General features: G+C 67.3%; 24 protein-coding genes. 10 read left to right on the top strand and 14 right to left on the bottom strand.

All coding sequences use genetic code 11. From position 1 onward, the window contains the following. Positions 1-20 precede the first annotated feature (20 nt). Positions 21-1112, bottom strand: coding sequence for a GGDEF domain-containing protein (locus tag L880_RS0118830; protein WP_169737783.1), 1092 nt, complete (start codon positions 1110-1112; stop codon positions 21-23). 658 nt (positions 1113-1770) lie between these two features. Between L880_RS0118830 and L880_RS0118825 the strand changes: the two genes are divergently transcribed. Next, positions 1771-2628: a ParB N-terminal domain-containing protein gene (locus L880_RS0118825; protein ID WP_027476987.1), complete on the top strand. Its 858-nt coding sequence runs from the start codon at positions 1771-1773 to the stop codon at positions 2626-2628. Between the two features lie 17 nt (positions 2629-2645). On the opposite strand, the gene L880_RS0118820 is transcribed toward L880_RS0118825, so the two are convergent. Continuing rightward, a complete protein-coding gene (locus tag L880_RS0118820; protein ID WP_342669182.1) occupies positions 2646-3206 on the bottom strand; it encodes a DUF2889 domain-containing protein in 561 nt (186 codons plus the stop codon). 196 nt (positions 3207-3402) lie between these two features. On the opposite strand from L880_RS0118820, the gene L880_RS36065 reads away from it, so the two are divergent. Then, positions 3403-3573 (top strand): hypothetical protein, encoded by a 171-nt coding sequence (locus tag L880_RS36065; protein ID WP_169737782.1) that lies wholly within the window; start codon positions 3403-3405, stop codon positions 3571-3573. 549 nt (positions 3574-4122) lie between these two features. Here the strand turns inward: L880_RS36065 and L880_RS32865 are convergent. Beyond that, positions 4123-5070 carry a dioxygenase family protein gene (locus tag L880_RS32865; protein ID WP_245615241.1) on the bottom strand — a complete coding sequence of 316 codons (948 nt, stop codon included), beginning with the start codon at positions 5068-5070 and terminating at the stop codon, positions 4123-4125. Between the two features lie 104 nt (positions 5071-5174). Continuing rightward, complete coding sequence (locus tag L880_RS0118800; RefSeq protein ID WP_027476984.1) at positions 5175-6128, bottom strand: LysR family transcriptional regulator; 954 nt, start codon at positions 6126-6128, stop codon at positions 5175-5177. A gap of 172 nt (positions 6129-6300) precedes the next feature. Here L880_RS0118800 and L880_RS0118790 point away from each other — a divergent pair, with 172 nt between their 5' ends. Both L880_RS0118790 and L880_RS0118785 read left to right on the top strand, forming a co-directional pair. Next, a complete protein-coding gene (locus L880_RS0118790) occupies positions 6301-7497 on the top strand; it encodes an acyl-CoA dehydrogenase (RefSeq protein ID WP_027476983.1) in 1197 nt (398 codons plus the stop codon). Between the two features lie 191 nt (positions 7498-7688). Then, positions 7689-8939: a CaiB/BaiF CoA transferase family protein gene (locus L880_RS0118785; protein WP_027476982.1), complete on the top strand. Its 1251-nt coding sequence runs from the start codon at positions 7689-7691 to the stop codon at positions 8937-8939. 29 nt (positions 8940-8968) lie between these two features. On the opposite strand, the gene L880_RS0118780 is transcribed toward L880_RS0118785, so the two are convergent. Both L880_RS0118780 and ppk2 read right to left on the bottom strand, forming a co-directional pair. Further along, positions 8969-10528, bottom strand: coding sequence for an AMP-binding protein (locus tag L880_RS0118780; protein WP_027476981.1), 1560 nt, complete (start codon positions 10526-10528; stop codon positions 8969-8971). A gap of 181 nt (positions 10529-10709) precedes the next feature. Next, positions 10710-11951: a polyphosphate kinase 2 gene (ppk2, locus tag L880_RS0118775; RefSeq protein ID WP_027476980.1), complete on the bottom strand. Its 1242-nt coding sequence runs from the start codon at positions 11949-11951 to the stop codon at positions 10710-10712. 244 nt (positions 11952-12195) lie between these two features. Between ppk2 and L880_RS0118770 the strand changes: the two genes are divergently transcribed. Next, entirely contained in the window at positions 12196-12936 is a 741-nt protein-coding gene (locus tag L880_RS0118770) for a TerC family protein (RefSeq protein WP_027476979.1), read from the top strand. 42 nt (positions 12937-12978) lie between these two features. Here L880_RS0118770 and L880_RS0118765 read toward each other — a convergent pair whose 3' ends face one another. Beyond that, positions 12979-13896: an SDR family oxidoreductase gene (locus L880_RS0118765; RefSeq protein WP_027476978.1), complete on the bottom strand. Its 918-nt coding sequence runs from the start codon at positions 13894-13896 to the stop codon at positions 12979-12981. Positions 13897-13944: 48 nt separating this feature from the next. Here L880_RS0118765 and L880_RS0118760 point away from each other — a divergent pair, with 48 nt between their 5' ends. From L880_RS0118760 to L880_RS0118750, 3 genes are all read left to right on the top strand, one after another. Further along, positions 13945-14985: a CDP-6-deoxy-delta-3,4-glucoseen reductase gene (locus tag L880_RS0118760; protein WP_027476977.1), complete on the top strand. Its 1041-nt coding sequence runs from the start codon at positions 13945-13947 to the stop codon at positions 14983-14985. A gap of 187 nt (positions 14986-15172) precedes the next feature. Continuing rightward, a complete protein-coding gene (locus tag L880_RS0118755) occupies positions 15173-15757 on the top strand; it encodes a nucleotidyltransferase domain-containing protein (protein WP_084461437.1) in 585 nt (194 codons plus the stop codon). After that, a complete protein-coding gene (locus L880_RS0118750; RefSeq protein ID WP_027476975.1) occupies positions 15741-16175 on the top strand; it encodes a hypothetical protein in 435 nt (144 codons plus the stop codon). Before L880_RS0118755 ends, L880_RS0118750 begins: the two co-directional genes overlap by 17 nt. Before the next feature lie 104 nt (positions 16176-16279). Here L880_RS0118750 and L880_RS0118745 read toward each other — a convergent pair whose 3' ends face one another. After that, positions 16280-16579 (bottom strand): hypothetical protein, encoded by a 300-nt coding sequence (locus L880_RS0118745; RefSeq protein WP_027476974.1) that lies wholly within the window; start codon positions 16577-16579, stop codon positions 16280-16282. Between the two features lie 136 nt (positions 16580-16715). Here L880_RS0118745 and L880_RS0118740 point away from each other — a divergent pair, with 136 nt between their 5' ends. Continuing rightward, positions 16716-17699 carry a Bug family tripartite tricarboxylate transporter substrate binding protein gene (locus L880_RS0118740; protein ID WP_019574616.1) on the top strand — a complete coding sequence of 328 codons (984 nt, stop codon included), beginning with the start codon at positions 16716-16718 and terminating at the stop codon, positions 17697-17699. 61 nt (positions 17700-17760) lie between these two features. Here L880_RS0118740 and folK read toward each other — a convergent pair whose 3' ends face one another. Genes folK through L880_RS0118715 form a run of 5 tightly spaced genes read right to left on the bottom strand, consistent with a single transcriptional unit; the run spans position 17761 to position 22409 of the window. After that, entirely contained in the window at positions 17761-18237 is a 477-nt protein-coding gene (gene folK, locus L880_RS0118735) for a 2-amino-4-hydroxy-6-hydroxymethyldihydropteridine diphosphokinase (protein ID WP_027476973.1), read from the bottom strand. Between the two features lie 26 nt (positions 18238-18263). Next, positions 18264-19907, bottom strand: a complete 1644-nt coding sequence (gene pcnB / locus L880_RS0118730) for a polynucleotide adenylyltransferase PcnB (protein WP_027476972.1) — start codon at positions 19905-19907, stop codon at positions 18264-18266. Continuing rightward, on the bottom strand, positions 19904-20578 hold the full coding sequence (locus tag L880_RS0118725) for a histidinol-phosphatase (protein WP_245615239.1): 675 nt from the start codon (positions 20576-20578) through the stop codon (positions 19904-19906). Before L880_RS0118725 ends, pcnB begins: the two co-directional genes overlap by 4 nt. Positions 20579-20625: 47 nt before the next feature. Continuing rightward, on the bottom strand, positions 20626-21312 hold the full coding sequence (gene hda / locus L880_RS0118720) for a DnaA regulatory inactivator Hda (protein ID WP_027476970.1): 687 nt from the start codon (positions 21310-21312) through the stop codon (positions 20626-20628). A 26-nt stretch (positions 21313-21338) separates the two neighbouring features. Next, the gene (locus L880_RS0118715; RefSeq protein ID WP_027476969.1) at positions 21339-22409 is read right to left on the bottom strand and encodes an AI-2E family transporter; all 1071 of its coding nucleotides are present in this window, start codon (positions 22407-22409) and stop codon (positions 21339-21341) included. A 95-nt stretch (positions 22410-22504) separates the two neighbouring features. Between L880_RS0118715 and purM the strand changes: the two genes are divergently transcribed. Next, entirely contained in the window at positions 22505-23551 is a 1047-nt protein-coding gene (gene purM / locus L880_RS0118710; RefSeq protein ID WP_027476968.1) for a phosphoribosylformylglycinamidine cyclo-ligase, read from the top strand. A gap of 73 nt (positions 23552-23624) precedes the next feature. Here the strand turns inward: purM and L880_RS0118705 are convergent, their stop codons facing one another. Then, positions 23625-23885 (bottom strand): MarR family winged helix-turn-helix transcriptional regulator, encoded by a 261-nt coding sequence (locus L880_RS0118705; protein WP_342669181.1) that lies wholly within the window; start codon positions 23883-23885, stop codon positions 23625-23627. Positions 23886-24030: the final 145 nt, after the last annotated feature.

Genomic DNA, 24030 nt, shown 5'->3' with positions numbered 1-24030 from the left:
ATCCGCAGGCCGGGCCAGCACTAGGCCCCGACCGTCTCGATCCGGTTGCGCCCGGCGTTCTTGGCCAGGTAAAGCCCTTTGTCTGCGCGCTGGATCAGCGCCGCCAGGGTTTCGAGATGCCCCTGTACCGAGCTGGCCACCCCGATGCTGACATGGCACACCGGCACCTCCGGCAGGGCCACCGGGCCGCTCCTGATGCGCTCGGCCACCTGCTCGGCGTCTTCGGGCGTGGTGCCCGGCAGCACCACCACGAACTCGTCGCCGCCGTAGCGCGCCAGCATGGCCGGGCGGCGCAGAATGCCCTGCACCCAGTCGGCAAAGTGCTTCAGCACCAGGTCGCCCACGTGGTGGCCTTGCAGGTCGTTGATCTGTTTGAAATGGTCCAGGTCCAGCAGCAGCACCGACAGCGGCTGGCCGCGACGCTGGCAACCCGCCAGGGCGCTGTCGCCCAACTGAAACAGGGCGCGGCGGTTCAGGGCCCCGGTCAGGCTGTCGCGCAAGGCCATGTCCTCGAGCATCAGCCGGATGTTTTCGTGGGTCATCAAGATGGCGCAGATGGGGATCAGCACATCGGCCGATGAAAAGCCCACGGCATAGACCACCTGCATGATCTCGACGGAATCCACCCCATCGCTTTCCGGCACCAGGTAGCCCACCACGGCGCGGGCCGAGATCAACAGCAGCAACATCAGCAGCGACCCCAGGGTCAGGTACCTGGCAAAGGTCTTTTCCTGCCGATGAATCACCCAGGCATGGTAGGCATACAAGGCCACCAGAACGCTTCTGGCAAAGATGCGCCGGTGAATGGGGCCTTGTTCATAGCTGGCAAAGACCACCATGGCTGCCGAGGCCACAGCCACCAGCGACCACAGAAAGCGCCGCGGCAAGGGGCGATCGAAAAACTCGCAGGTGCCGGCCAGAAACAGCGCCGCCGTCAGGATCAGGCACACATTCTGCGCACCGATGGCCACGGCATCGGAGGTGAAGTTGCGCAGCAGGATGCGGGTCAGGGTGCCCAGCCCGGCCACCAGCGTGGCGGCCGCCCAGAAATTCAGGCCCTTGATGGAGGCCGTGCGGTCCCGGCCGATGAAGCCCAGGATCAAGCCCATCATGCAACTCATGACGCCCGCATAGGCAATCACAGTGGGCAGATCGAAGCGGATCACAGATTGGCCAGGGCACAAGTGGACATCGAGCAAATGTAGCGTTTACTTACAAATATGCCAGGGGGTAGACGCGTGCTGTGGTGCCCCCCACGAAAGCAGCGCAAATGCATCCAAATGGGGGATTGACGGCACAGTCAGCGCACACAGCGCACACAGCGCACACGCTCTGGCGGTGAGGCGGGGGCTTGGGGGGGTTGCAGGCAGGGCCGAGGCATAGCGCGGGCCCAGAAAGAAAAAATCCCCAAGGTTTTGGGCCTTGAGGATGAACGATCAACAGGGTTGACCGGGAGACAAGGCTCGATCTTAACATCTAGGGAAAACCCGCACAAGCCCCCACCCCTGATGGAGTGGCAGTGCCGCTCATGCCCTTGTCCACCACAGCGCCGGACACGGCCGACGGGCCGGCGCTTGGGGCTATACTCCGCACCCCGCCGGCGCCCCCGGCCCGGCCACCCTCTGCAGCGCGGCCGGCCGAGCCCGGGCCACCGCCCAGGGCGCCGACACGCCCGGACGACGGCCCTGGGCAGGCTGATGCCGGCCGCTCCACCCCATCCCATCCCCCGCGCCGCCCGGCGGCGCGCCTCCCGCGAAGCTATTGACCGCCATGGACATCATCGTCAACGAAGAACTGCTGGCCTACATCGACCCCCTCACCCCCGACGAACACGCCGCGCTGGAGCGCAGCATCCTGGCCGAGGGCTGCCGCGATGCCCTGGTGCTGTGGGGCAACGTGCTGGTGGACGGCCACAACCGCTACGGCATCTGCCAGAAGCATGGCATTGCCTTCAACACGGTGCAGAACACCCAGTTCAAATCCATGGATGACGTGCGCCTGTGGATGATCGACCAGCACCTGGGCCGCCGCAGCCTCAGCGACTTCCAGCGCGGCGTGCTGGCCCTGCGCAAGAAAGAGATCATCGCCAGCCGCGAGACACCGCCTGCCGCCCCCACGCCGGCACCTTCGGCCCCGGCAGACCTGCAGCCCAGCGCCGAGACCGGCACCGACACCCCGCCCTGGGAAGGCGACGCCACGACAACCGCCGCCACCCCCACCAGCGCAGCCACCCCGGCCGAGCCCGATGCCGCCCTGACCCGCGAAGCCCTGGCCCGCGCGGCCCGGGTGAGCAATGCCACCATGGTGCAGATCGAGAAGATCCAGAAGGCCGCCGCGCCTGAGCTGGTGGCCGCCGTCAAGTCGGGCACCATCTCGATCAATGCGGCCGCCACCGTGGCCACGCTGCCGGTCGAGGAACAGGTGGCCGCCGCAGCCGGGGGCAAGAAAGAGTTGCAGCAGGCCGCGCGCAAGGTGCGCGCCGCCAAGGCGGTGGAGCGCACCGAGCCCGAAACCCCCGAAGGCGTGATCGCGCGGCTGCGCCAGACCATCGTCGAGCTGACCGCCGAAAACAGCACGCTCAAGGCCGAGGTCGCACGCCTCAAGGGCCTGCGGGGCGAAGAGGTCTGATCCTGGGGCAGCCCGCCTCAGGCCTGAGGCGGTGCCGGCTTCTTGGGTTTGGGTTGGTAGCCGAAGAACACGGGGTGGTGCTTCTGCACCAGCGGCCCGTCGAAGTCCCAGGCCTTGCAGCGCCCCAGGTGCAGCGGCGGCCGTTCGGCATCGCCCGAAAACGCATTGGGCAGGGCCTGGAAGGCCACGGTGGCCATGTTGAACAGCAGCTCACGCAGGTGGGCGCAGCCCTGCACGCCGCCCAGATGGCGCTCGATGGTCTGGCGCCAGCCCCCCGACAAGGAGCAACCCACCATGCGCCGCATGGTGGCCTGGGCCGAAGGACACTCGCCGTGCGGCACGCTGTCCATGGCCACGTGGATGTCCTGCACCACGAAAGCGGTGTCCAGCGTCAGGCGGATGTGCATGTGGTGGATGGCCTCGCCGGGCTGCCACAGGCCTTCGCCCGGGATGTCGAACACCTCGCTCTTGGTGTCGCGCATTTCGCCTTCGATGTCCCACAGGCCATCGTCGCGCTGGAAAGCCCTGTAGAGCACCTCGCGGGTGTGCGAGGGGCGGCGTGGGCTGGGTTCGGGCAAGGGCAAATCGGCACCTCTGTTGGCTGAAGAAAACAACGGGCCGGGGCCCGCGGGCAGCGCGATTCTAGTGAGACTGCCCGGTGCGCAAGGTCACCTGCGCATCAAGCCGGCCCCCTGGGCCAGGTCAGAGTTTGGCTTGGGGACTTTCGACCTGTGGCCTAATAGGGGGTTTCAACCTTTTGTACAGAAGAACGCCATGGGCAACAAAATCGTCACCGAAGCTGATCGCAAGCGCACTCCCGCCCCCACCCCCCTGCCGGGCATGCCCAACCCCACCGGTGGCCGCGGCCAACGTGTGAGCCTGGAGCGTGGCGTGGCCACCCGCAGCAAGAAGAACCCTGGCAAGCGCTCCAAGAAGGGCGGCTGAGGCCTCCTTCCCCGAGCCACTGGGTGCAGGCCCCTGCCCCAGGCCCCAAAAGCCCTCGCGAGCCCCGTGCCCGAGGGCTTTTTGCATGGGGCAGCGCCATTTTCAGGGCCCCAGACGAACGCGTTTGCGCCCCAGCCCGGTTCCGGCCGGCGCCCCCACCGCGCCCCCGCGCCAGCACTGCCCGTTTTTTGAGCAGCGCAAGAACAGCGCTTTGAAATCAACAACTTAGCCCAGTTGATAGGGCTCGCCACACGGCTTGTCCACAGGGTTCTCCTCGTTTGACAGGGACAACACGGCCGCACGCTGCCCGCAGCTCATGCCGGCCCGGCAAACGGTGCGGTGCAGCCCGTTTTCAACGGGGACGGGGCGCAACAAGCGCTGTTTCGATGCCGTTTCAAGGCCTAGGAGGGCCTGAATCATCCACCTGCTCAATGTTTGAGCAGCGCAAGGCTTTCCCAATGGAATCAAGGGCTTAGACAGCCCCTCCCCGCCCGCCCCACGGCTTGTCCACAATGTTGTCCAGCGTGGGCGGGGATAGATCGTGCAGGGTCAGCGGCGCAGGCCCGGCACCAGGGCCTGACGGCGCTCGGGGCTGTCGATGTCCAGGCGCAAGGCGTTGGCTGCGGCGCCGGGCGCGGCCGCATCGGTGGCCTCGGCGGGCAGACGGGCCGAGCGGTCCACCGCCACGGCCAGGGTCAGCACATATTGCTCGCGCTCTTCACGCACCGAGCCCACCACGCTGTTGCCGGCCTGCAGGGCCACGGCATCGGTGCTGTTGAGGGTGTCGCGCAGGCGGGTGCGCAGGTAGGCGTCTTGCTGGCTGTACAGGTATTCGCTCAGCGCATCGGGCAGGAAGAGCTGCGAGGTCAGCACCGTGCGCTCACCGTTCCAGATCTTGAAGTGGATGTGGGCCGTGCGCCCGGCATGCCAGCCGGGGTAAATCGTGCGGAAGGCGGCCACGCCATTGCGGTCGGTGGCCTGGCGGCCGCGCAGAAAGCTGCGCCCCCGGGCGTCGATGTCGCCGTTGTCGCCCTGCCCTGCAAAACCGGAGTACACGCCCCGCGCATCGCAATGCCAGACATCGACCAAGGCCCCGGCAAAAGGCATGGCGGTCTGGTCGACCACCACGAAACGCAGCTCCAGCGGCACGCCCGGCAGGCCTTCGCTGATGTCGGCGCGCATCAGGCCCGAGGCATCGAGGTAATGCGGCCCCTCGGGCGCGGCCGAGGTCAGGCGCGGCACCAGGGCCGGCTCCCGCTGCACGATGCGGGGCGCCGGGGCCGGCGACGCCGCGGCTGCGGGCGCTGCGGCCCGTCCGCCGCGCACCGGTGCCGCCTTGCCCTTGGCTGCAACCGCCTTGCCGGCCGGCGCCGCATGGCCCTTGTTCTTGGAGGGCGACGCCAGCGCCGGCGCCGCCAGCAAGGCCGCCGTCACCCCCAGCAGACGGCGACGCAACAGGACAGAGGTCAGGGGGACTTCGGGGCAATTCGGGTTCAAGGCAGCGTCCTTGGCAAGCGGTTCGGGCAAAGCTCAAAAGCCTAACGGAAACCTGTCAGCCGCGGATGAACAAAGCGCTTGTAAATGCTAAAAAAACGCAGTTTTCAAGCGGCCGCGCCCTGCGCCTGCTGCAGCGGGGTCGCCCCACCCGCCTGGGCCACCTGCCCCATCAACCAATCGCGAAAAGCCGTCAGCACCGGCGGGTCGTCCTGCGCGGGGGTGACCAGGTAATAGCCCCGCTCACCCTGCAGCGAGGCGGTGCAGGCCAGCACCAGTTCACCGCGCGCCAGCTCGGATTCGATCAGCAGCGGCGGCATCAGCGCCACCCCCAAACCATGCGAGGCGGCCACCGCCAGCATCGAGAACAGTTCGTAGCGCGGCCCCTCCATGGCCCGCGGGGCCTCGGCGCCCTGGGCATCGAACCACTGCCGCCAGCCATAGGGCCGAGTGCTTTGCTGCAGCAGGGGCAGGCCGGCCAGGGCCTGCGGTGTGAGCCCGCCCGGGCTCAGGCCCCGGCGGCGCAACCAGTCGGGGCTGCAGACCGGCACCACGTCCTCGCTCAGCAGGTGAACGGCCCGCACCCCGGGCCAATTGGCCACCTGCTCGGGGGTGCCGGCGTACAGGGCGGCATCGAACTCGGTGTCGGCAAACAGAAACGGGCGGGTGCGGGTTTCGATGTGCACCACCAGGTCGGGGTGGCGCTGGGCCAGATCCGGCAGCCGCGGGATCAGCCAGCGGGTGGCAAAGGTGGGCACGGCCGCCAGCACCAGCCCCCCGCCCAGGCCCTGGTGGGCCATCACGTCCAGCGTGTCACGCTCCAGGCCTTGCAGGCGGCGCGACACCTGGCGCCAGTAGTTGGCGCCGCTGGGCGTCAGCGCCACACCGTGCCGGGTGCGGCGGAACAGGGCCACGCCGAGAAAATCTTCCAGGGCCGTCACCTGGCGCGAGACGGCGCTTTGCGTGAGGGCCAGTTCCTGCGCGGCGCGGGTGTAGCTCTCGTGCCGGGCCGCGGCCTCGAAGCAGGCCAGGGCCTGGGTGGAGGGGATTTTGCGTTTCATGCTGTTATGGAACTTGTGAAGCGGATTGAAGGCATTTTCAGGGTTTTTTTGAAACAAGAAATGCATTTGATGAATATCTGGATGTCAAATACTCGTTTGCGCCAAGCCAGGCTGCCCGCTACGATGCACAGCATCAAGCAAACGCTTTTCTGCCACTGACCGGAGACCCCTCATGAGCCGTGCCGCCTTCCAATGGGCTGACCCCTTTCTTCTCGACCAACAGCTCACCGACGACGAGCGCATGATCCGCGACGCTGCCGCCGCCTACTGCCAGGACAAGCTGGCACCGCGCGTGCTGGAAGCCTTCCGCCACGAGAAGACCGATCCGGCCATCTTCCGCGAAATGGGCGAGCTGGGCCTGCTGGGCCCCACCATCCCCGAGCAGTACGGCGGCCCCGGCCTGAACTACGTGGCCTACGGCCTGATCGCCCGCGAAATCGAGCGCGTGGATTCGGGCTACCGCTCGATGGCCAGCGTGCAGAGCTCGCTGGTGATGGTGCCCATCTATGAATTCGGCACCGAAGGCCAGCGCCAGAAGTACCTGCCCAAGCTGGCCACCGGCGAATGGATCGGCTGCTTCGGCCTGACCGAACCCGACCACGGCTCCGACCCCGGCAGCATGGCCACCCGCGCCTACAAGACGGCCGGTGGCTACAAGCTCAAGGGCAGCAAGATGTGGATCTCCAACAGCCCCATCGCCGACGTGTTCGTGGTGTGGGCCAAGGAAGTGTCCGAAGGCGGCGCCGTGGGCCCGATCCGCGGCTTTGTGCTCGAAAAGGGCATGAAGGGCCTGAGCGCCCCGGCCATCCACGGCAAGGTGGGTCTGCGCGCCTCGATCACCGGCGAAATCGTGATGGACGACGTGTTCGTGCCCGAAGAAAACGCCTTCCCCGAGGTGCAAGGCCTGAAGGGCCCCTTCACCTGCCTGAACAGCGCCCGCTACGGCATCGCCTGGGGCGCCCTGGGTGCCGCCGAGTTCTGCTGGCACACCGCACGCCAATACACCCTGGACCGCAAGCAGTTCGGCCGCCCCTTGGCTGCCAACCAGCTGATCCAGAAGAAGCTGGCCGACATGCAGACCGAGATCGCACTGGGCCTGCAAGGCTGCCTGCGCCTGGGCCGCATGAAGGACGAAGGCACGGCCGCGGTAGAAACCACCTCGATCATCAAGCGCAACTCCTGCGGCAAGGCCCTCGACATCGCCCGCCTGGCGCGCGACATGATGGGTGGCAACGGCATCAGCGACGAGTTCGGTGTGGCCCGCCACCTGGTGAACCTGGAGGTGGTGAACACCTACGAAGGCACCCACGACGTGCACGCCCTGATCCTGGGCCGGGCGCAAACTGGGATCGCCGCCTTCGCGAATTGACCCACCCCTGTCGGGCTCACTGCGTGTAGCCCGTCCCCCCTCAAGGGGGCGATACCTGCGGACTGGCAGAGCCAGCTCCGCGGTATCCTGGAACGGGCTTCGCTGCGCTTGCCGGTGCACAAACCGGGAGCTTCTGACCCAGTGGTTTGCAGCGCGCACCGCCGCTCTGAGCCCTTGTGAATGATGGATGTATGACTCAACTGCCCACACCCCAGCCTGGGGCCCTTGCGGGTCTCAAAGTTCTTGATTTGTCCCGTGTGCTGGCGGGGCCCTGGTGCACGCAGATCCTGGCGGATCTGGGGGCGGATGTGGTGAAGGTGGAGCGGCCTGGGGCGGGGGATGACACCCGGCACTGGGGGCCTCCCTTCCTGAAGGATGCGGCGGGGCAGGACACTGCTCAGGCCAGCTATTTCACGGCCTGCAACCGCAACAAGCGATCGGTGACGATCGACATGGCCAGTGCCGAGGGGCAGGCCCTGATCCGCGAGATGGCGCTGCGCGCCGACATCGTGGTGGAGAACTTCAAGGTGGGCGGCTTGCAGCAGTACGGGCTGGACCACGCCAGCCTGCTGGCGCTGAACCCGCGGCTGATCTACTGCTCGGTGACCGGGTTCGGCCAGGACGGGCCTTATGCCGAGCGGGCCGGCTATGACCTGATGATCCAGGCCATGAGCGGGATGATGAGCATCACCGGCCGGGCCGACGACCAGCCCGGCGGCGGCCCGTTGCGGGTGGGTGTGGCACTGACCGACCTGTTCACCGGCGTCTATGCCTCCACCGCCATCCTGGCCGCGCTCAACGTGCGGCACCAGACGGGCAAGGGCCAGCACATCGACATGTCACTGCTGGACGTGGGCATGGCCATCCTGGCCAACCAGGCGGCGGGCTTTCTCAACACCGGCAAGGTGCCCGGGCGCCAGGGTAACAGCCACCCCAGCCTGGCCCCTTACCAGGACTTCCCGACGGCCGACGGCGCCATGCTGCTGGCCATCGGCAACGACGGTCAGTTTGCCCGCTTCTGCGCGGCCTCCGGGCGGCCCGAATGGGCCCAGGACGAGCGCTTTGCCACCAACACCTTGCGCGTGAAGCACCGCGACACGCTGATCCCGCTGATGGCGGAGCTGACCCGCAGCCGCAACACGGCCGACTGGATCACCCTGCTCGAAGACAAGGCCGTGCCCTGCGGCCCGATCAACGACATCGGGCGCGCCTTTGACGATGCCCAGGTGCAGGCCCGCGGCCTGGCCGTGACGCTGCCGCGTGAGGCGGGCGACGGCATTGCGCAAATTCGCGGCGTGGCCAGCCCGCTGCGCCTGGCCGACAACCCGCCGGTGCTGCGCAACGCCCCGCCGGCCCTGGGCCAGCACACCGACGAGGTGCTGCGCGAGCTGGGGCTGGATGCCGCCCGCATCGCCGAGTTGCGCGCCCAGAAGGTGCTCTGAGCGCCAACTGAGCCCGAACCCAGCGCCCCTCAGGCCTGAAAGTGCTGCTGGTACTGCTGGCGCAGCACGTTCTTCTGGATCTTGCCGGTGGCCGTGGTGGGCAGCGCCGGCAGAAACACCACCGCCTTGGGCACCTCGTGGCGCGCCAGGCGCTGCCGGCAATGGGCCAGCACGGCCTCGGCATCGGCGGCCTGGCCGGGCTTGAGCACCACGAAGGCGGTCACGGCCTCGGTCCAGTGTTCATGCGGCAGGCCCACCACCACGGCGTTGCCCACCGCAGGGTGGCCCAGCAAGGCGGTCTCGACCGTGATGGACGCCACGTTCTCGCCCCCGGTCTTGATCATGTCCTTCTTGCGGTCCACAAACACCAGCAGGCCATCGGGGTCGTAGAAGCACAGGTCGCCGGTGTGGTGCCAGCCGTGGCGGCAGGCCTCGGCCGTGGCCTCGGGGTTCTTGTAGTAGCCGTTCATGACATTGGGGCCGCGCACCACCAGCTCGCCCACCTGCCCCTGGGGCAGCAGCTGCCCCTCGTCGTCCATGATGGCCATGTCGTTGATCAACGCGGGCGTGCCCCAGTAAGGCCCGGGCTTGCTCAGTTGGTACTCGGGCTTGAAATAGGTGGTGCCGGGGTAGGTTTCGGTCTGGCCGCTGGCCAGGGCGAAGCGCGGGCAGATCTCTTGGGTCAGGCGGCGCAGCAAGGCCGGCTCCATGGGCTGCATGGCATACAGGCACAGGCGCAAAGAGCTGAGGTCGAACCCGGCGCGCTCGGGGTGGTCCAGCAGGGCCCGGTACATCATGGGCAGCAGGAAGATCCAGCTCAGGCGGTGCTGCTGCACCGTGCGCATGAAGGCCACGGGCTCGAAGCGGCGCACGATGACCAGGGTGGCGCCCAGGTGCACAAAGGCGGCCACCAGCGAGTGCTCGGCACAGTGGAAGACCGGCATCACCACGCCGGTCACGTCGTCATGCTGGATGCCGCCTTCGATCGCCCCGCTGAGCGAGGCCACAAACACGGCCAGGTGGCTGATCGCCACGCCCTTGGGGTGGGCCGTGGTACCGCTGGTGAACATGATCTGGGCCAGATCGCGGTCGTCGATCTGCACCTCGGGCTCGCTGCTGGGGGCGGCCTGCAAGGCCTCGTGCAGCCAGGGGCCGGCCACCCCAGGCGGGCTGCTGACGCGGTTGACCAGCACGCCGGGGCACACGGCCTCGATGGCGGCGCGCACCGGGGCCAGCAGCTCGTCGTCGGCGATCACCAGCCGGGCCTCGACCTGACCCAGGATGTACTGGATCTGCTCGCCCGCCAGCATCACGTTCATGGGCACCCAGACCAGGCCGGCCTTGGCAATGCCGAAGGCCATCACCACCTGCTCGATGCTGTTGAGGCACAGCGTGGCCACCGCATCGCCTTTTTTCAGGCCCTGGGCCAGCAGGTGGTTGGCCAGCTGGTTGCAGCGCTGGTCGAGCTCGCGGTAGCTCAGGCGGCGTTCGCCTTCGATGAGGGCGGTCTTGCCCGGCGCTCGGGCGGCGGCACGGCGCAGCATGTCGCCGATGGCGATGCGCTGGATGACAGAGGGCTGGAAAGGCATGGCTTGTCTCCGGTACGGTGGTTGTATCGAACAAGACCCCGTTGGCCTGCCAGCCGGCCGGTGCGCAGGCGCCCGGTGCCCAGCCGATGGGCCCGGGGACCCGTCGGCCATGCTATCGACGCCAGAGACCGCCGAGGACACCTCGGCGACACACCGGGCCCTGGATGCCCCTCAACGGCGCCTACAGCAGCGCGCCGCCCGGGCGTTCGCCGCGCTCATAGACCACATGGGCGCGGCCGACGATCAGGGGGTCGAGCTTGCCGATGTGATCGCTGTCCTTGTTGCCATAGGGCAGCATGTGCAACACATAGCGCATGGCATTCAGGCGCGCGCGCTTCTTGCAATCGCTCTTGATCACCGTCCAGGGGGCATCGGCGGTGTCGGTCTCGAAGAACATGCCCTCTTTGGCCCGGGTGTAGTCGTCCCATTTGTCGAGCGAGGCCTTGTCGATGGGGCTGAGCTTCCATTGCTTGAGCGGGTGGGCCTCGCGCTCCTTGAAGCGGCGGCGCTGCTCGCTCTGGCTGACCGAGAACCAGAACTTGATCAGGTGCACGCCGCTGCGCACCAGGTTGCGTTCGAACTCGGGCGCCTGGCGCATGAACTCGGTGTATTCGGCATCGGTGCAGAAGCCCATCACCCGCTCGACCCCGGCGCGGTTGTACCAGCTGCGGTCAAACATCACGATCTCGCCGCGCGTGGGCAGGTGCTGCACATAGCGCTGGAAATACCACTGGCCGCGCTCGATCTCGGAGGGCTTCTCCAGGGCCACCACGCGCGCGCCGCGCGGGTTGAGGTGCTCCATGAAGCGCTTGATGGTGCCCCCCTTGCCGGCGGCATCGCGCCCCTCGAACAGGATCACCACGCGCTGGCCGGTCTCCTTGACCCAGGCCTGCAGCTTGAGCAGCTCGACCTGGAGCTTGAACTTCTCGCGCTCGTAGCTGGCGCGGCGCATCAGATGGCGGTAGGGGTAGCCGCCCTGGCGCCAGTCGCGGGCCAGTTCCTCGTCGGGGTTGCCGGTGTCTTTTTCGCCGGTCAGGGCCTGGTTGGGGCGCAGTTCCTGCAGCAGCATCTGCAGGTCATCCTGGGACACGCCATCGAGCATGGCACGCAGGGAGGCGGTGCGTTGCTCGATCGACGCCGCGGCTTCAGCCGGATCGCCCGCCCCACCCGCCACCAGCGACTTCACCACCGACAGCTGCTTGTGCTGCGCCGCATCGGTGGCCTCGCGGGCCACATGGCGGGCCAGGGCGCGCGGTGCCACCGAGGGCGCCACATCGCCACGGCGCGTGCTGCGTTCACTGCGTTCGCTGCGTGGGGTTCGTGGAGTGCGGGCTTTGGCCGCAGCAGCCGTGTTGCTGGGGGCGGCTTGGGCGCCTGCTGCGGGCGCGCTGGCCGCTCGGGGGGTCGATGGGCGTTCTGTCATGTCTGGGTCTCCGCAAAAACATCGTGGCCGTGCTCAGAACCTGTCTGGGGTAGCACCACGGAGGCCACCCCATCGGTCATCAAAATGTCATTTTCGACCTGCGCACGGCACTCAGGCTTGACCCGCATCAATGGACATCGGCCTGCTGTCCGCCGCCCATCCGTGGGCCAGGCTTTTACATCTGGCCCTGCCCAGCCGTGCCAAAACCAGCTACAAACGGCTTTTCGCAACGAGACAACACACCATGATGGAACTCCTGAGCTCTCCCCAGGCCTGGCTGGCCTTTGCCACCCTGACGGCCCTGGAACTGGTGCTGGGCATCGACAACGTGATCTTCATCTCGGTGCTGGTCGACCGCCTGCCCGAAGCCCAGCGTGACCGGGCCCGGCGCCTGGGCCTGTTCATGGCCATGTTCATGCGCATCGGCCTGCTGCTGGTGCTGTCGTGGATCATCGGGCTCAACGCCCCGGTGTTCAGCGCCTGGGGCCAGGACATCTCGGGGCGCGACCTGATCCTGATCGCGGGGGGCCTGTTCCTGATCTGGAAAAGCACCGGCGAGATCCACCAGACCCTGGAGGGCGAAGAGCACCACGACAGCGCCGGCGGGCGCAGCAGTTTCGGCTCGGTGATCGTGCAGATCATGCTGGTCGACCTGGTGTTCTCGCTCGACTCGATCATCACCGCCGTCGGCATGGTCGACAACGTCACCGTGATGATCGCCGCCGTGGTGGCCTCGGTGGGCCTGATGATGGTGTTTGCCAGCGCCATCGGGCGCTTTGTGTCGCAGCACCCCACGATCAAGATGCTGGCCCTGTCCTTCCTGGTGGTGGTGGGGGTGGTGCTGATTGCCGAGGGCTTTGACCACCACGTGCCCAAGGGCTACATCTACTTCGCGATGGCGTTTTCGGTGGCGGTGGAAATGCTCAACATCCGGCTGCGCCGCCAGGTCTCCAAGGCCGAGGTGGAGGCCCGCACGCAAGACTGAACCCCGCAAGAGCCCGCGCGCCAAGGTCAGCAGCGCAGCGGATCAGGCCAGACCCTCGCGCACGGTGGGGTGCTGCAGCGCCAGCCGCAGCTCGGTCTTCAGCCGGGTGTTGAGCAGCCGGCGCGACTCGCTCATGAAGCTCAGCAGGCTCACGGGCAACTGCTCGCGGGCTTCGTTGCGGGCCACCCGAGGCGGGCGCGGCAGGCCGTACAGGTCGGCCGCCAGGTCAAAGTAGTCGCCCATCAGCAAGCGTGTGTCGTCGCACACGTTGTAGATCCGTTGCGGCCGGCCGCGCCACAGCGCCAGCTGGCAGGCGGTGGCCAGATCGTCGGCATGGATGTGACTGGTGTAGACATCGTCTTCGGGCCGCAGCACGGGCGTGCCACGCAGCAGGCGGGTGCGCGGCGTACCGCCTTCGCGGTCGGGGGCGTAGATGCCGGGGATGCGCAGGATGCTGACGCGCAGGCTGCGGCCCAGGTGGCGCATCACGCGCTCGGCATCCACCCGGCGCTGGGCCCGTGGCGTGGTGGGTTGCAGGCTGCGGGTTTCGGCCACCAAAGCCCCGGCGCAGTCGCCATACACCCCGCTGGTCGAGCCATACACCAGGGCACTGGGCAGGCTGCGCCGGCGCAGGCTGCGCGCCAGGGCCAGCGAGCGCGGGTCCAGCCACCACGCCCCAGTGGCCTGGGCCGGCGGTGGCGCCAGGTGCAGCACCCGCTGGCCCAGGCCGGCCAGGCGCCGCAGGGTGGCGGCCTGGTCCAGATCGCCGAGCAGGGGCGTGATGCCCTGGGCGCGCAATGCGGCCACGCGCTCGGGCGAGGAGGTCAGGGCCAGCACGCGCACACGCCCCAGCAACTGCCGCGCCACGCGTTGACCCACGTCACCGCAGCCCACGATCAACAGGCGTTGGCGCCGGAACCGCGCGGGCAAGGCGCCGAGAGGGCTTTGGTTTGAAGGCAAAATCGGGGCTTTCCTGTTTCTAAAGACGGCCCCGAGGATACCGAAAAGATGAGCTTCAACATCACCGTGCAGCCCAGTGGGCGAGCCTTCACCGCCAACCCCGAAGAAGCCGTGCTGGCCGCCGCGATCCGCCAGGGCGTGGGCCTGCCCTATGGCTGCAAGGACGGCGCCTGCGGCTCGTGCAAATGCAAGAAGCTCGAAGGCGAGGTGGTGCATGGCGAACACCAGAGCAAGGCCTTGAGCGCCGAAGAAGCGGCCCAGGGCTTCATCCTGACCTGCTGCGCCGTGCCGCAGACCGATCTGGTGCTGGAGTCGCGCCAGGTGACCGACGAGAGCGCCTTCCCGATCAAGAAGATGCCGGTGCGCGTGGCGGCCCTCGAAAAGAAGTCGGCCGACGTGGTGCAACTGCGCCTGCAGCTGCCAGCCACCGAGACCTTCCGCTACCACGCCGGCCAGTACATCGAGTTCATCCTGCGCGACGGCGCCCGCCGCGCCTACTCGATGGCCAACGCCCCGCACACCCAGACCGAGGCGCCCGGCGTCGAACTGCACATCCGCCACATGCCCGGCGGCAAGTTCACCGACCACGTGTTCGGCGCCATGAAGGAAAAGGACATCTTGCGCGTGGAAGGCCCCTTCGGCAGCTTCTACCTGCGCGAAGACAGCGACAAGCCCATCGTGCTGCTGGCCTCGGGCACCGGTTTTGCGCCGATCAAGGCCTTGATCGAGCAGCTGCAGTTCAAGGGCAGCACCCGCGCCGTGACCCTGTACTGGGGCGGCCGTCGCCCGCAAGACCTGTACCTGCACGACTGGGTGCTGGCCCGCGCGGCCGAAATGCCCCAGTTGCGCTACGTGCCCGTGGTGTCTGACGCCCTGCCCGAAGACGGCTGGAGCGGCCGCACCGGCTTCGTGCACCAGGCGGTGCTGGACGACTTTGCCGACCTGTCGGGCCACCAGGTGTATGCCTGCGGCGCCCCCATCGTGGTCGAATCGGCCCGGACGGCCTACAGCGCCCAGCGCGGCCTGCCTGCGGAAGAGTTCTACGCCGACGCCTTCACCAGCGAAGCCGACAAGCACGCGGCCGCCTGAGTCGGGTCGAGCGGGGTGGGCCCACGGCCCACAAGGGGCTGGATCACATGCCCGCTCCACAACCCGGCTGTTGAATCGACAACAGGCCGGCTTGCGATCGCTTGTTGCCGATTGAGCAACGCATGATGCAGAATAGGCAACATAGCCATCCCCATCGCCCAGCACGCCCCTCACGCAAGCCCACATCATGAACCAGCAACTCATGGCCGAACTTTTCGGGGGCAGCGCCCGCTACAAGGCATTGCGTGTTCTTTTCGAACACCCAGGTCGGGGCTATGGGGCCCGAGAATTGGCTGCGGTGGCGACCATTGACCCGGGCGCGACGTCCCGCTGGCTTCGTCGATGGGCCGAAGTGGGCCTGCTTGAAAAACAAGGTCAAGGTCGGTCTGTCAAATATGCGGCAGCGACAGGGGGTGAATTGGCCCCCCTGGCTCAATTGCTGCGACAAGACAGCGACATGGTGCGTGTTTTGCGTGACCGCTTGGCCGAGCTTGACCAGCCTGTGCAAGCAGCTGCCATTTTTGGCTCGGTCGCAAGAGGTGAAGAACGCACAGACAGCGATATCGACCTGTTGCTCATCACAGCAAATTCACGCCTGCAAATGCAGGCACATTTCAAGCCCGCAGGTCGCCTGCTGGGGCGTGCAGTGAACGTGCTGACGTTCAGCCCCCAGGACTGGGAGGAAGCCCCCGGCAACAGTGAGTTGATTGGCGAAATCCTGAGAAACCCCATCATTCCTATTGAAGGGACTCTCCGTGCTGAGAAAACCTGAAGACTTCCAAAAAGCGGGCAGCAAGGTCTTTCAGAAGGCCCCCATCCATCGCAGAAGCATCGACGGCTGGATTGTCATCAGCAAAGGCAAGGTGGCAGACGCTCAGCGCGAAAGCAATTCCCCAACGACGCGGATTGGTGCGGCTTACGACGCCTTGCTCAACCTGAGCCTGGCAGTGCTGTCGAGCCAGGGCTGGCGCGCCGGCAGCGCGGACGGGCACCACATGCAGACGCTGGAGGCAGCCTGTGCCTACGCCGGAATCACGGAGTCCGTGCACGATCAGGTCGACGCGATCCGCGACCTCCGCAATCACCAATACCAAGGAATTGAACCCTCTGCGGATGACATCCTTTTTGCGCTAAAAGTGCTCGACAAGGTCGCTCCGGCACTGCTCTCGCTGCTTGGCTGCCCGCCATGAGCTGACATGGGGGCCTCCAACAAAAAAAGCCACCCTGATGCTCATCAGGGTGGCTTTTTCGCATCCGCCCGAACCCCCTCAGGCTGGGCGGACTGGTTGCCGACTTACTTGGCCGGCGCAGCGGGGGCTGCAGGGGCTGCCGGGGTGGCAGGAGCCGCGGCGGCGGCAGCATCCTTGTGATGCTTGTGGTGGCGCTTGTGCTTGTGCTCGGCCTTGGCATCAGCTGCCGGGGCCGCGGCAGCGGGCTCAGCCACCGGGGTGACGGTGGAAGGCGTCTTCACGGTGGCCGTGGCGGGCGCCGGGCCGACAGCCGGTGCCGCAGCGGGAGCCTGGGCAAATGCAGCACCGGACACACCGGCAGCCAGGGCAACGATCACGGCGGAGACGAGAGCTTGGACTTTCATGATGACTTCCTTCATTGACATGGAGACAACCTCCATGTGGATGACAACGCCCCGGGCTGTGCGAGGGCATGACGCCTGAATTGCAAAGGGATGTAAGCATTTGTTTGCACGCCCGACACGGTACGACAATCAGGCCATGAAGCGCAGAAACGTCCTCCTCAGCCCGCTGGCCGCCCTGCCGGCGCTTTCCAACCTGCCGGCCCTGGCCCAGACCGGCGCTGCCGGGCGCCCGATCCGCATCATCGTGCCGTATGCCCCCGGGGGCCCCATCGACGTGACGGCCCGCGTGCTGGCCGAACGGGTGAAAGACTCGCTGGGCCCGGTGATCATCGAGAACAAGCCGGGCGCAGGGGGCAACATCGGTGCCGACCAGGTGGCCAAGGCGGCCCCTGACGGGCTGACGATTGGCATCGCAGCCACCGCCACCCATGCCGTCAACCCCTGGCTGTACAGCCGCATGCCCTTTGATGCGCTGCGTGATTTCAGCCCCATCACCCAGATCGTGCGCGTGCCCAATGTGCTGGTGATCAATGCCGACACCGCACGGCGCCTCAAGATCAACACCCTGGCCGACATGGTGGCCTATGCGCGGGCCAATCCGGCCAAGCTCAATTTCGGCAGCGGCGGCAGTGGCAGCGCAGGCCACCTGGCCGGCGAGATGTTCAAGGCCCAGGCCGGCATCTACGCGCTGCACATTCCGTACAACGGCGGCAACCCGGCACAGCTGGCCCTGCTGGCGGGCGAGGTCGACTTCAACTTCGACAACCTGGCCACGGCAGCGCCCAACATCCGCTCGGGCAAGCTCAAGGCCCTGGCCGTGACGACCGCCCAGCGCAGCCCCCTGCTGCCCGAGGTGCCCGCCGTGGCCGAGACCTACAAGGGATTCAGCATCGACACCTGGTGGGGCCTGGTGGCCCCGGCGCACACGCCCAAGGACGTGATCACGCGCCTGAACCAGGCCTTTGTGGCGGCCCTGAATTCACCCGAGACCAAGACCCGCTTTGCGGGCCTGATGGCCGAGCCGGTGCCCACCTCGCCCGAGCAGTTCGGCGCCTTCATGAAGGGCGAACTGGCCAAGTACGAGAAGGTGGTGAAGGCGTCTGGCGCCAAGGTGGATTGAGGGCTGGCCCGGCTCGGTGCCGGGCACTCACAGCCGCATCACAGCCTACCTCACAAACGCCTCACAGCCGCGTGATGGCCTGATCAGCCACCGCGGCCAGCTCGGCCGCGCTCACCTGCTCGGGCCAGACCTCGGCCAGCGGCTGCAACACAAAGGCACGCTGGCGCATGCGGGGGTGCGGCAGGGTCAGTTCGGCGCTGTCCAGCCGGGCGTCACCATGGCTGAGCAGGTCCAGGTCGAGGGTGCGTGGGGCATGGCGGTAGGGCCGCTCGCGCCCGGCGGCCTGCTCCAGCGCCTGCAGCGCGTGCAACAAGGCCAAGGGCGCCAGATGGGTCTGCAGCAGGACCACGGCATTGATGAAATCAGGCCCCCCGGCATCCACCGGGGCGCTGCGGTACAGCGAAGAGGCCTTGAGCAGCTGGCTGTGCGGCAGCCGGGCCAGATCGGCCAGGGCCTGGCGCACGGTGGCCTGGGCATCACCCAGGTTGCCACCCACGCCGATGCAGGCCAGCGCGGGCGCAGCAAGGAGGTCGGTCATGGCGTTCAGCAGGGGGCGGATGGGCCTCAGCCCTGGGCGTCGCCGCCGCTGTCGGACTGGCCGCCACCCTGGCCACCGCCTTGCCCTCCACGCGCACCCGAAGGCTTGCGGCGGCGGCGTTTGCGCGGCGCGGGCGTGGTGCCCTCGGAACCCTCACCCTCCGGCAGCCGCTCTGAAGGGCGCTCGGACGGTTCGCGGCTGGCCGGGGCGGGCTGGGCGGGTGCGCCCTCGCCTTGCGGCTCGGCCTGGCGCGGCACGCGGCGCACCTTGGGGGCCGTGGCCTTCTGGCGGGCGCGCTGCTCTTCACGCACCTGCTCCAGCAGGTCTTCGCGGGTGGTGTCGTCACCGGTGCTGAACTCTTCCCACCATTCGGCCAGGGCTTCGTCCACCTCGCCGATGTCGGCGCGCAGGCGCATGAAGTCGAAGCCGGCGCGGAAGCGGGCCTGCTCGACCAGGCCATAGGGCGCGCTGCCGGTGCGCTTTTCAAAGCGTGGCTGCATGACCCAGATCTCGCGCATGTCGGCGGCCAGCTTGCCGCGGCCCGACACATCGCCGATGCGGGCGTTGAAGACCTCGTCGATGGCATCCTGCAGGGCCGGGAAGGGGTGTTGGCGCTGTGCCAGACGCTGTTCCCAGCCGTCACGCACGTCTTGCCACAGCACGGTGGCCAGCAGGAAGCTCGGGGCCACCGGCTTGCCTTCGCCCACGCGCCGGTCGGTGTCTTGCAGGGCCGCGGTCACAAAAGGTTGGTCGGCACGCTCGACCACCACGTCCAGCAGCGGGTAGATGCCCCGCTGCAGCCCCAGCTTCTTGAGGGTGGCGATCGTGGCCAGCGCATGGCCGGTCTGCAGCAGCTTGAGCATCTCGTCGAACAGCCGGCTCTGCGGCACATCGGCCAGCAGAGTCTGTGACGACAGCAGCGGGGCGGCCGTCTTGGGCTCGATCTCGAAGCCCAGCGGGCTGAGCTTGGCGGCGAAGCGCACGGCGCGGATGATGCGCACCGGGTCTTCGCGGTAGCGCGTGGCCGGGTCGCCGATCATGCGCAGCACCTTCTTCTTGGCGTCCTGGATGCCCTTGTGGTAGTCGACCACCACCTGCGCCTCGGGGTCGTAGTACATGGCGTTGATGGTGAAGTCGCGGCGCACGGCGTCTTCTTCCTGCGGGCCCCAGACGTTGTCGCGCAGCACGCGGCCACTGGCATCGACCGCATGGGTCATGCCGGCCAGGGCCTGCTTGCTGGTGCGTTCGTTGCCGCTGACCTGCTCGGCTGCGGCGTTGTCGAGGTAGGCGCGGAAGGTGGAGACCTCGATTACCTCATGCTCGCGGCCGCGGCCATGCACCACGTGCACGATGCGGAAGCGTTTGCCGATGATGAAGGCGCGGCGGAACAGGCTCTTGACCTGCTCAGGCGTGGCATTGGTGGCCACGTCAAAGTCTTTGGGGCGCAGGCCCAGCAACAGGTCGCGCACCGCACCGCCCACGATGTAGGCCTCGTAGCCGGCCGACTTCAGGGTGTGCACCACGTCGTTGGCCCGCCGGTCGACCAGATCGGGGTTGATGCCGTGCACGCTGAAGGGCACCTCCTCGCGTTTGCCGAACTTGGGGCGGCCCGCCTTGGGGGCTGCCGCAGCGCCCTTGCCCAGCAATTTGTCGATGAACTTCTTGATCATGGTGTCTCGGTGAACAGGTCCAGAATGCGCCAGCCGCGGCTTTGGGCCAGGGCGCGCAAGCGGTCGTCAGGGTTGGTGGCCACAGGGTGATTCACTCGCTCCAGCAGCGGCACATCATTGGTGGAATCGCTGTAGAAAGTGCTCTCGACCTGCGTCCAGTCGAGCTGGCGCGCAGCCAGCCATTGTTCCATGCGCCGCACCTTGCCCTCGCGCATGGAGGGAACACCGTCGATTTCGCCGGTGAACCAGCCCTGCTCGTCGCGGGCCAGTTGCACCGCGATCAACTCGTCCACGCCCAGGGCGCGGGCGATCGGGCGGGTGACGAATTCATTGGTGGCGGTGATGATGAGCACGGTATCGCCGGCGGCCTGGTGCTGGCGCAGCAGGGCCAGGGCCTGGGGCGTGATGGCCGGCTGGATCACCTCTTGCATGAAGCGCTCATGCGCCTCGGCCGCGGCCTGCGGCCCCTTGACGCGCACGGCCTCGATGGCAAAGCGCACGTAGTCGTGCACATCCAGCGTGCCGGCCTGGTAGTGGGCAAAGAACTCGTCGTTGCGGCGGGCGAACTCGACCGGGTCGGTCCAGCCGATGCGGGTGGTGAACTGGCCCCAGGCGTAGTCGGAGTCGATGGGCAGCAGGGTGTGGTCGAGGTCGAACAGAACCAGTTTCATGCGGGGCTGACTTGGCATTCGGGATGCGTTGGGTGCGGGTGGCGGCCTCACTCGGATTCGAGCATGGCCTTGATGAGGGGAATGGTGATGGCGCGCTGGGTGCGCAGGGCGTAACCGTCGAGCTGGTCGAGCAGTTGCATGAGGCTGCCCAGGTCGCGCGAAAAGCGGTTCAGCATGAAGTCCATCACCTCGTCGCCGAGGAAGATGCCCCGGGCATCGGCCTCCTGGCGCAGCACGGCGCGCCGCTCGGGCTCGCTGAGCACGTGCAGGTGGAACACATGGCCCCAGCCCAGGCGGGTGCGCAGGTCTTCGCGCAGTTTCAGGTCGGCCGGCGGCAGTTCGCCCGCGGCCAGCACCCAGCGCTGGTGCGTGTGGGCGTTGACGAACCAGTTGAAGGCCGCATGCTGCTGCACCGCGGTGTACAGGTGCACCTCGTCCATCAGCACGGCAGCCCAGGTTTCGTCGAATTCGGGGGGTTCGTGGATCGAGGCATCCAGCCAGCCCACGCGCGCGCCCTGCTCGCGCAGCGCGGTCTGCACGCTCTTGAGCAGGTGGGTCTTGCCGCTGCCGCTGTCGCCCCACAGGTAGGTGGGCACGGGCGAGCGCTGGGCCTCGTGGGCGCCGTCGCCGGTCCACAGCTGCAGGTGGCGCAGGGCCGCTTCGTTGGGGCCGGCAAAAAACCGGTCCAGGGTGGGACCTGTGGCCAGGCCGATGTCGAGTGCCAGTTGCTTCATCATGACGCGTGTTTCCCAGCCCCTCTTCAACCCGTGTAGAGCCGGCTGGCCAGGTAGCCCGAGCGCACTCGCCGCACGGCCACCAGCAGCACGGCGCTGGCAGGCAGGGCGATCAGAACACCCACAAAGCCCAGCACCTGCCCGAAGGCCAGCAATGCAAAAATCACGGTCAGCGGGTGCAGACCGATGCGCTCGCCCACCAGGCGGGGGGTGAGAATGAAACTTTCAACAAACTGCCCCAGGCCGAACACCACCGCCACCATGATCAGCGCCTTCAGCGAGGCGAACTGCATCAGGCCCGACACGGTGGCCAACACCAGTCCCAGGCCAAAGCCCAGGTAGGGCACGAACACCGCCAGCCCCGTGAAGATGCCGATGGGCAGGGCCAGGTCCAGCCCGAACGCCGCCAGGCCGGCGCTGTAGAAGATGGCCAGCAGCAGCATCACCAGCAGCTGCCCGCGCAGGTACTGGCCCAGCACGGCGTCGGCATCGTCCATGAAGCTGTCGTAGCCCTCGCGCAGGCGCGGGGGCACCAGTTCGACCAGGCGCAGCACGAAAGTGTCCCAGTCCATGAGCAGGTAGAACAAGGCCACCGGGATCAGCACCGCATTGCCCACCAGGGCCAGGGCCACGCTGCCCCCCAGCTTGAGCGAGGACAGCACCGGGCTCAGCAGGTCTTCGGTGTTGGTGTTGAGGTACTTGAGGACCAGGGCCTTGAGCGTGTCCACATCCACCGCCAGGGTGACCCCGAACTGCGCCGCCAGCGGCTTGAGCAAGGCATTGAGCCGGTCGAACAGCTGGGGCACCTGGTCGCGCATCAGGGGCAGCTCTTTGGTGAGGATGGGCACGATCAGCATCACCAGGCCCAGCGCCAGCAGGATGAACACCACCTCGACCAGCACCACCGCCACCACCCGGGGCATGCGCCCGCGGCCCAGGTTGTCGAGCCAGTTGACCATGGGCGTCAGGGCGTAGGCCAGCACGGCCGCCACCACGAAGGGGGCCAGCACGGGCTTGAGCGCCCACAGCAGCAGCCAGGCCGCCAGGGCCAGACCGACCCAGGTGAAGGCACGTTTTTGAGTGGTGGAAAAATGCATGAAGGTGGGGGTTGCAGGCTGCCCGGTCGGGGCACCCCTTAAAATCACCTCAAATTCTAGTCGCCGTGCACGCCTGTCCGTGCCGTCCATTTCAAATGAGCTCCTCCAATACCTCCTCCACACCCCTGTCCTACAAAGACGCCGGCGTTGACATCGACGCTGGCGACGCCCTGGTCGAGCGCATCAAACCGCTGGCCAAGAAAACCATGCGCGAAGGGGTGCTGGCCGGCATCGGCGGCTTCGGAGCCCTGTTCGAAGTGCCCAAACGCTACCAGGAACCCGTGCTGGTGAGCGGCACCGACGGCGTAGGCACCAAGCTCAAGCTGGCATTTGAATGGAACATGCACGACACCGTGGGCATCGACCTGGTTGCCATGAGCGTGAACGACGTGCTGGTGCAAGGCGCCGAGCCGCTGTTCTTCCTCGACTACTTTGCCTGCGGCAAGCTGCACGTGGACACCGCCGCCGCCGTGGTGGGCGGCATTGCCCGCGGCTGCGAGCTGTCGGGCTGCGCCCTGATCGGTGGCGAAACCGCCGAGATGCCGGGCATGTACCCCGATGGTGAATACGACCTGGCCGGCTTTGCCGTCGGCGCGGTTGAAAAGTCCAAGATCCTGACCGGCCAGAACGTGAAGCCCGGTGACGTGGTGCTGGGCCTGGCCTCGGCCGGCGTGCACTCCAACGGCTTCAGCCTGGTGCGCAAGGTGATCGAACGCGCCGGCACCGACCTGCCCGCCACCCTGGACGGCCAGCCCTTCAAGCAAGCCATCATGGCCCCGACCCGCCTGTACGTGAAGCCGGTGCTGCAAGCCCTGGCCCAGCACCCCATCAAGGCGCTGGCCCACATCACGGGCGGCGGCCTGCTCGAGAACATCCCCCGCGTGCTGCCCGAAGGCACGGCCGCCCACCTGCAAAAGGGCAGCTGGCCGCAGACCGAGCTGTTTGCCTGGCTGCAGAAGGTGGCCGGCATCGACGACATCGAGATGAACCGCACCTTCAACAACGGCATCGGCATGGTGGTGGTGGTGGATGCGGCCGAAGCCGAAGCCACCGCAGCCACGCTGCGCGCCGCCGGTGAAACCGTCTACACCATCGGTGCCATCGCCGAACGCGGTGACGGCGCCGCCGTCGTGGTGGCCTGAGGCCCCGCCCTTCTGAACCGAGCGGGCCCGGCGCGGCCACGAATGAATCAACCAGCCCTTGCGGCTGGTTTTTTCATGGGGCTGGCTCGAGCGAGGCCAGCAGACGGGCCAGTCCGTCATCCAGCACCTGCTGATCGGTCACCGACAGCGCAGCCAGCAGCGCCCGTTCGTTGTCGACATGGGCCGACACCGCCTGATCAATCAATGCCAGGCCGGCGTCGGTGAGCTGCACCAGCGTGCTGCGCGCATCCTCGGGGTTGGGCACCCGCTGCACCCAACCAGACGATTCCAAGCCCTTGAGGCGGTGCGTCATGGTGCCCGAGCTGACCATCACAGCAAGAGCAATGCACTTCAGCGGCCAAAGTAGATCCCTAGCGCTCACTTCTAAATCAGGCTGCCCTCGAGACCACCGGGCTAGTGCGACATCGACCACATCATGGACGATTTCTTTCGCTGGAGTGGCCCAACACCGAACGGGG

Source organism: Curvibacter gracilis ATCC BAA-807, from assembly GCF_000518645.1.
Classification (GTDB): domain Bacteria; phylum Pseudomonadota; class Gammaproteobacteria; order Burkholderiales; family Burkholderiaceae_C; genus Curvibacter; species Curvibacter gracilis.
The sequence above is the reverse complement of the archived record's forward strand: the minus strand, read 5'-3'. Positions and strand labels throughout refer to the sequence as shown.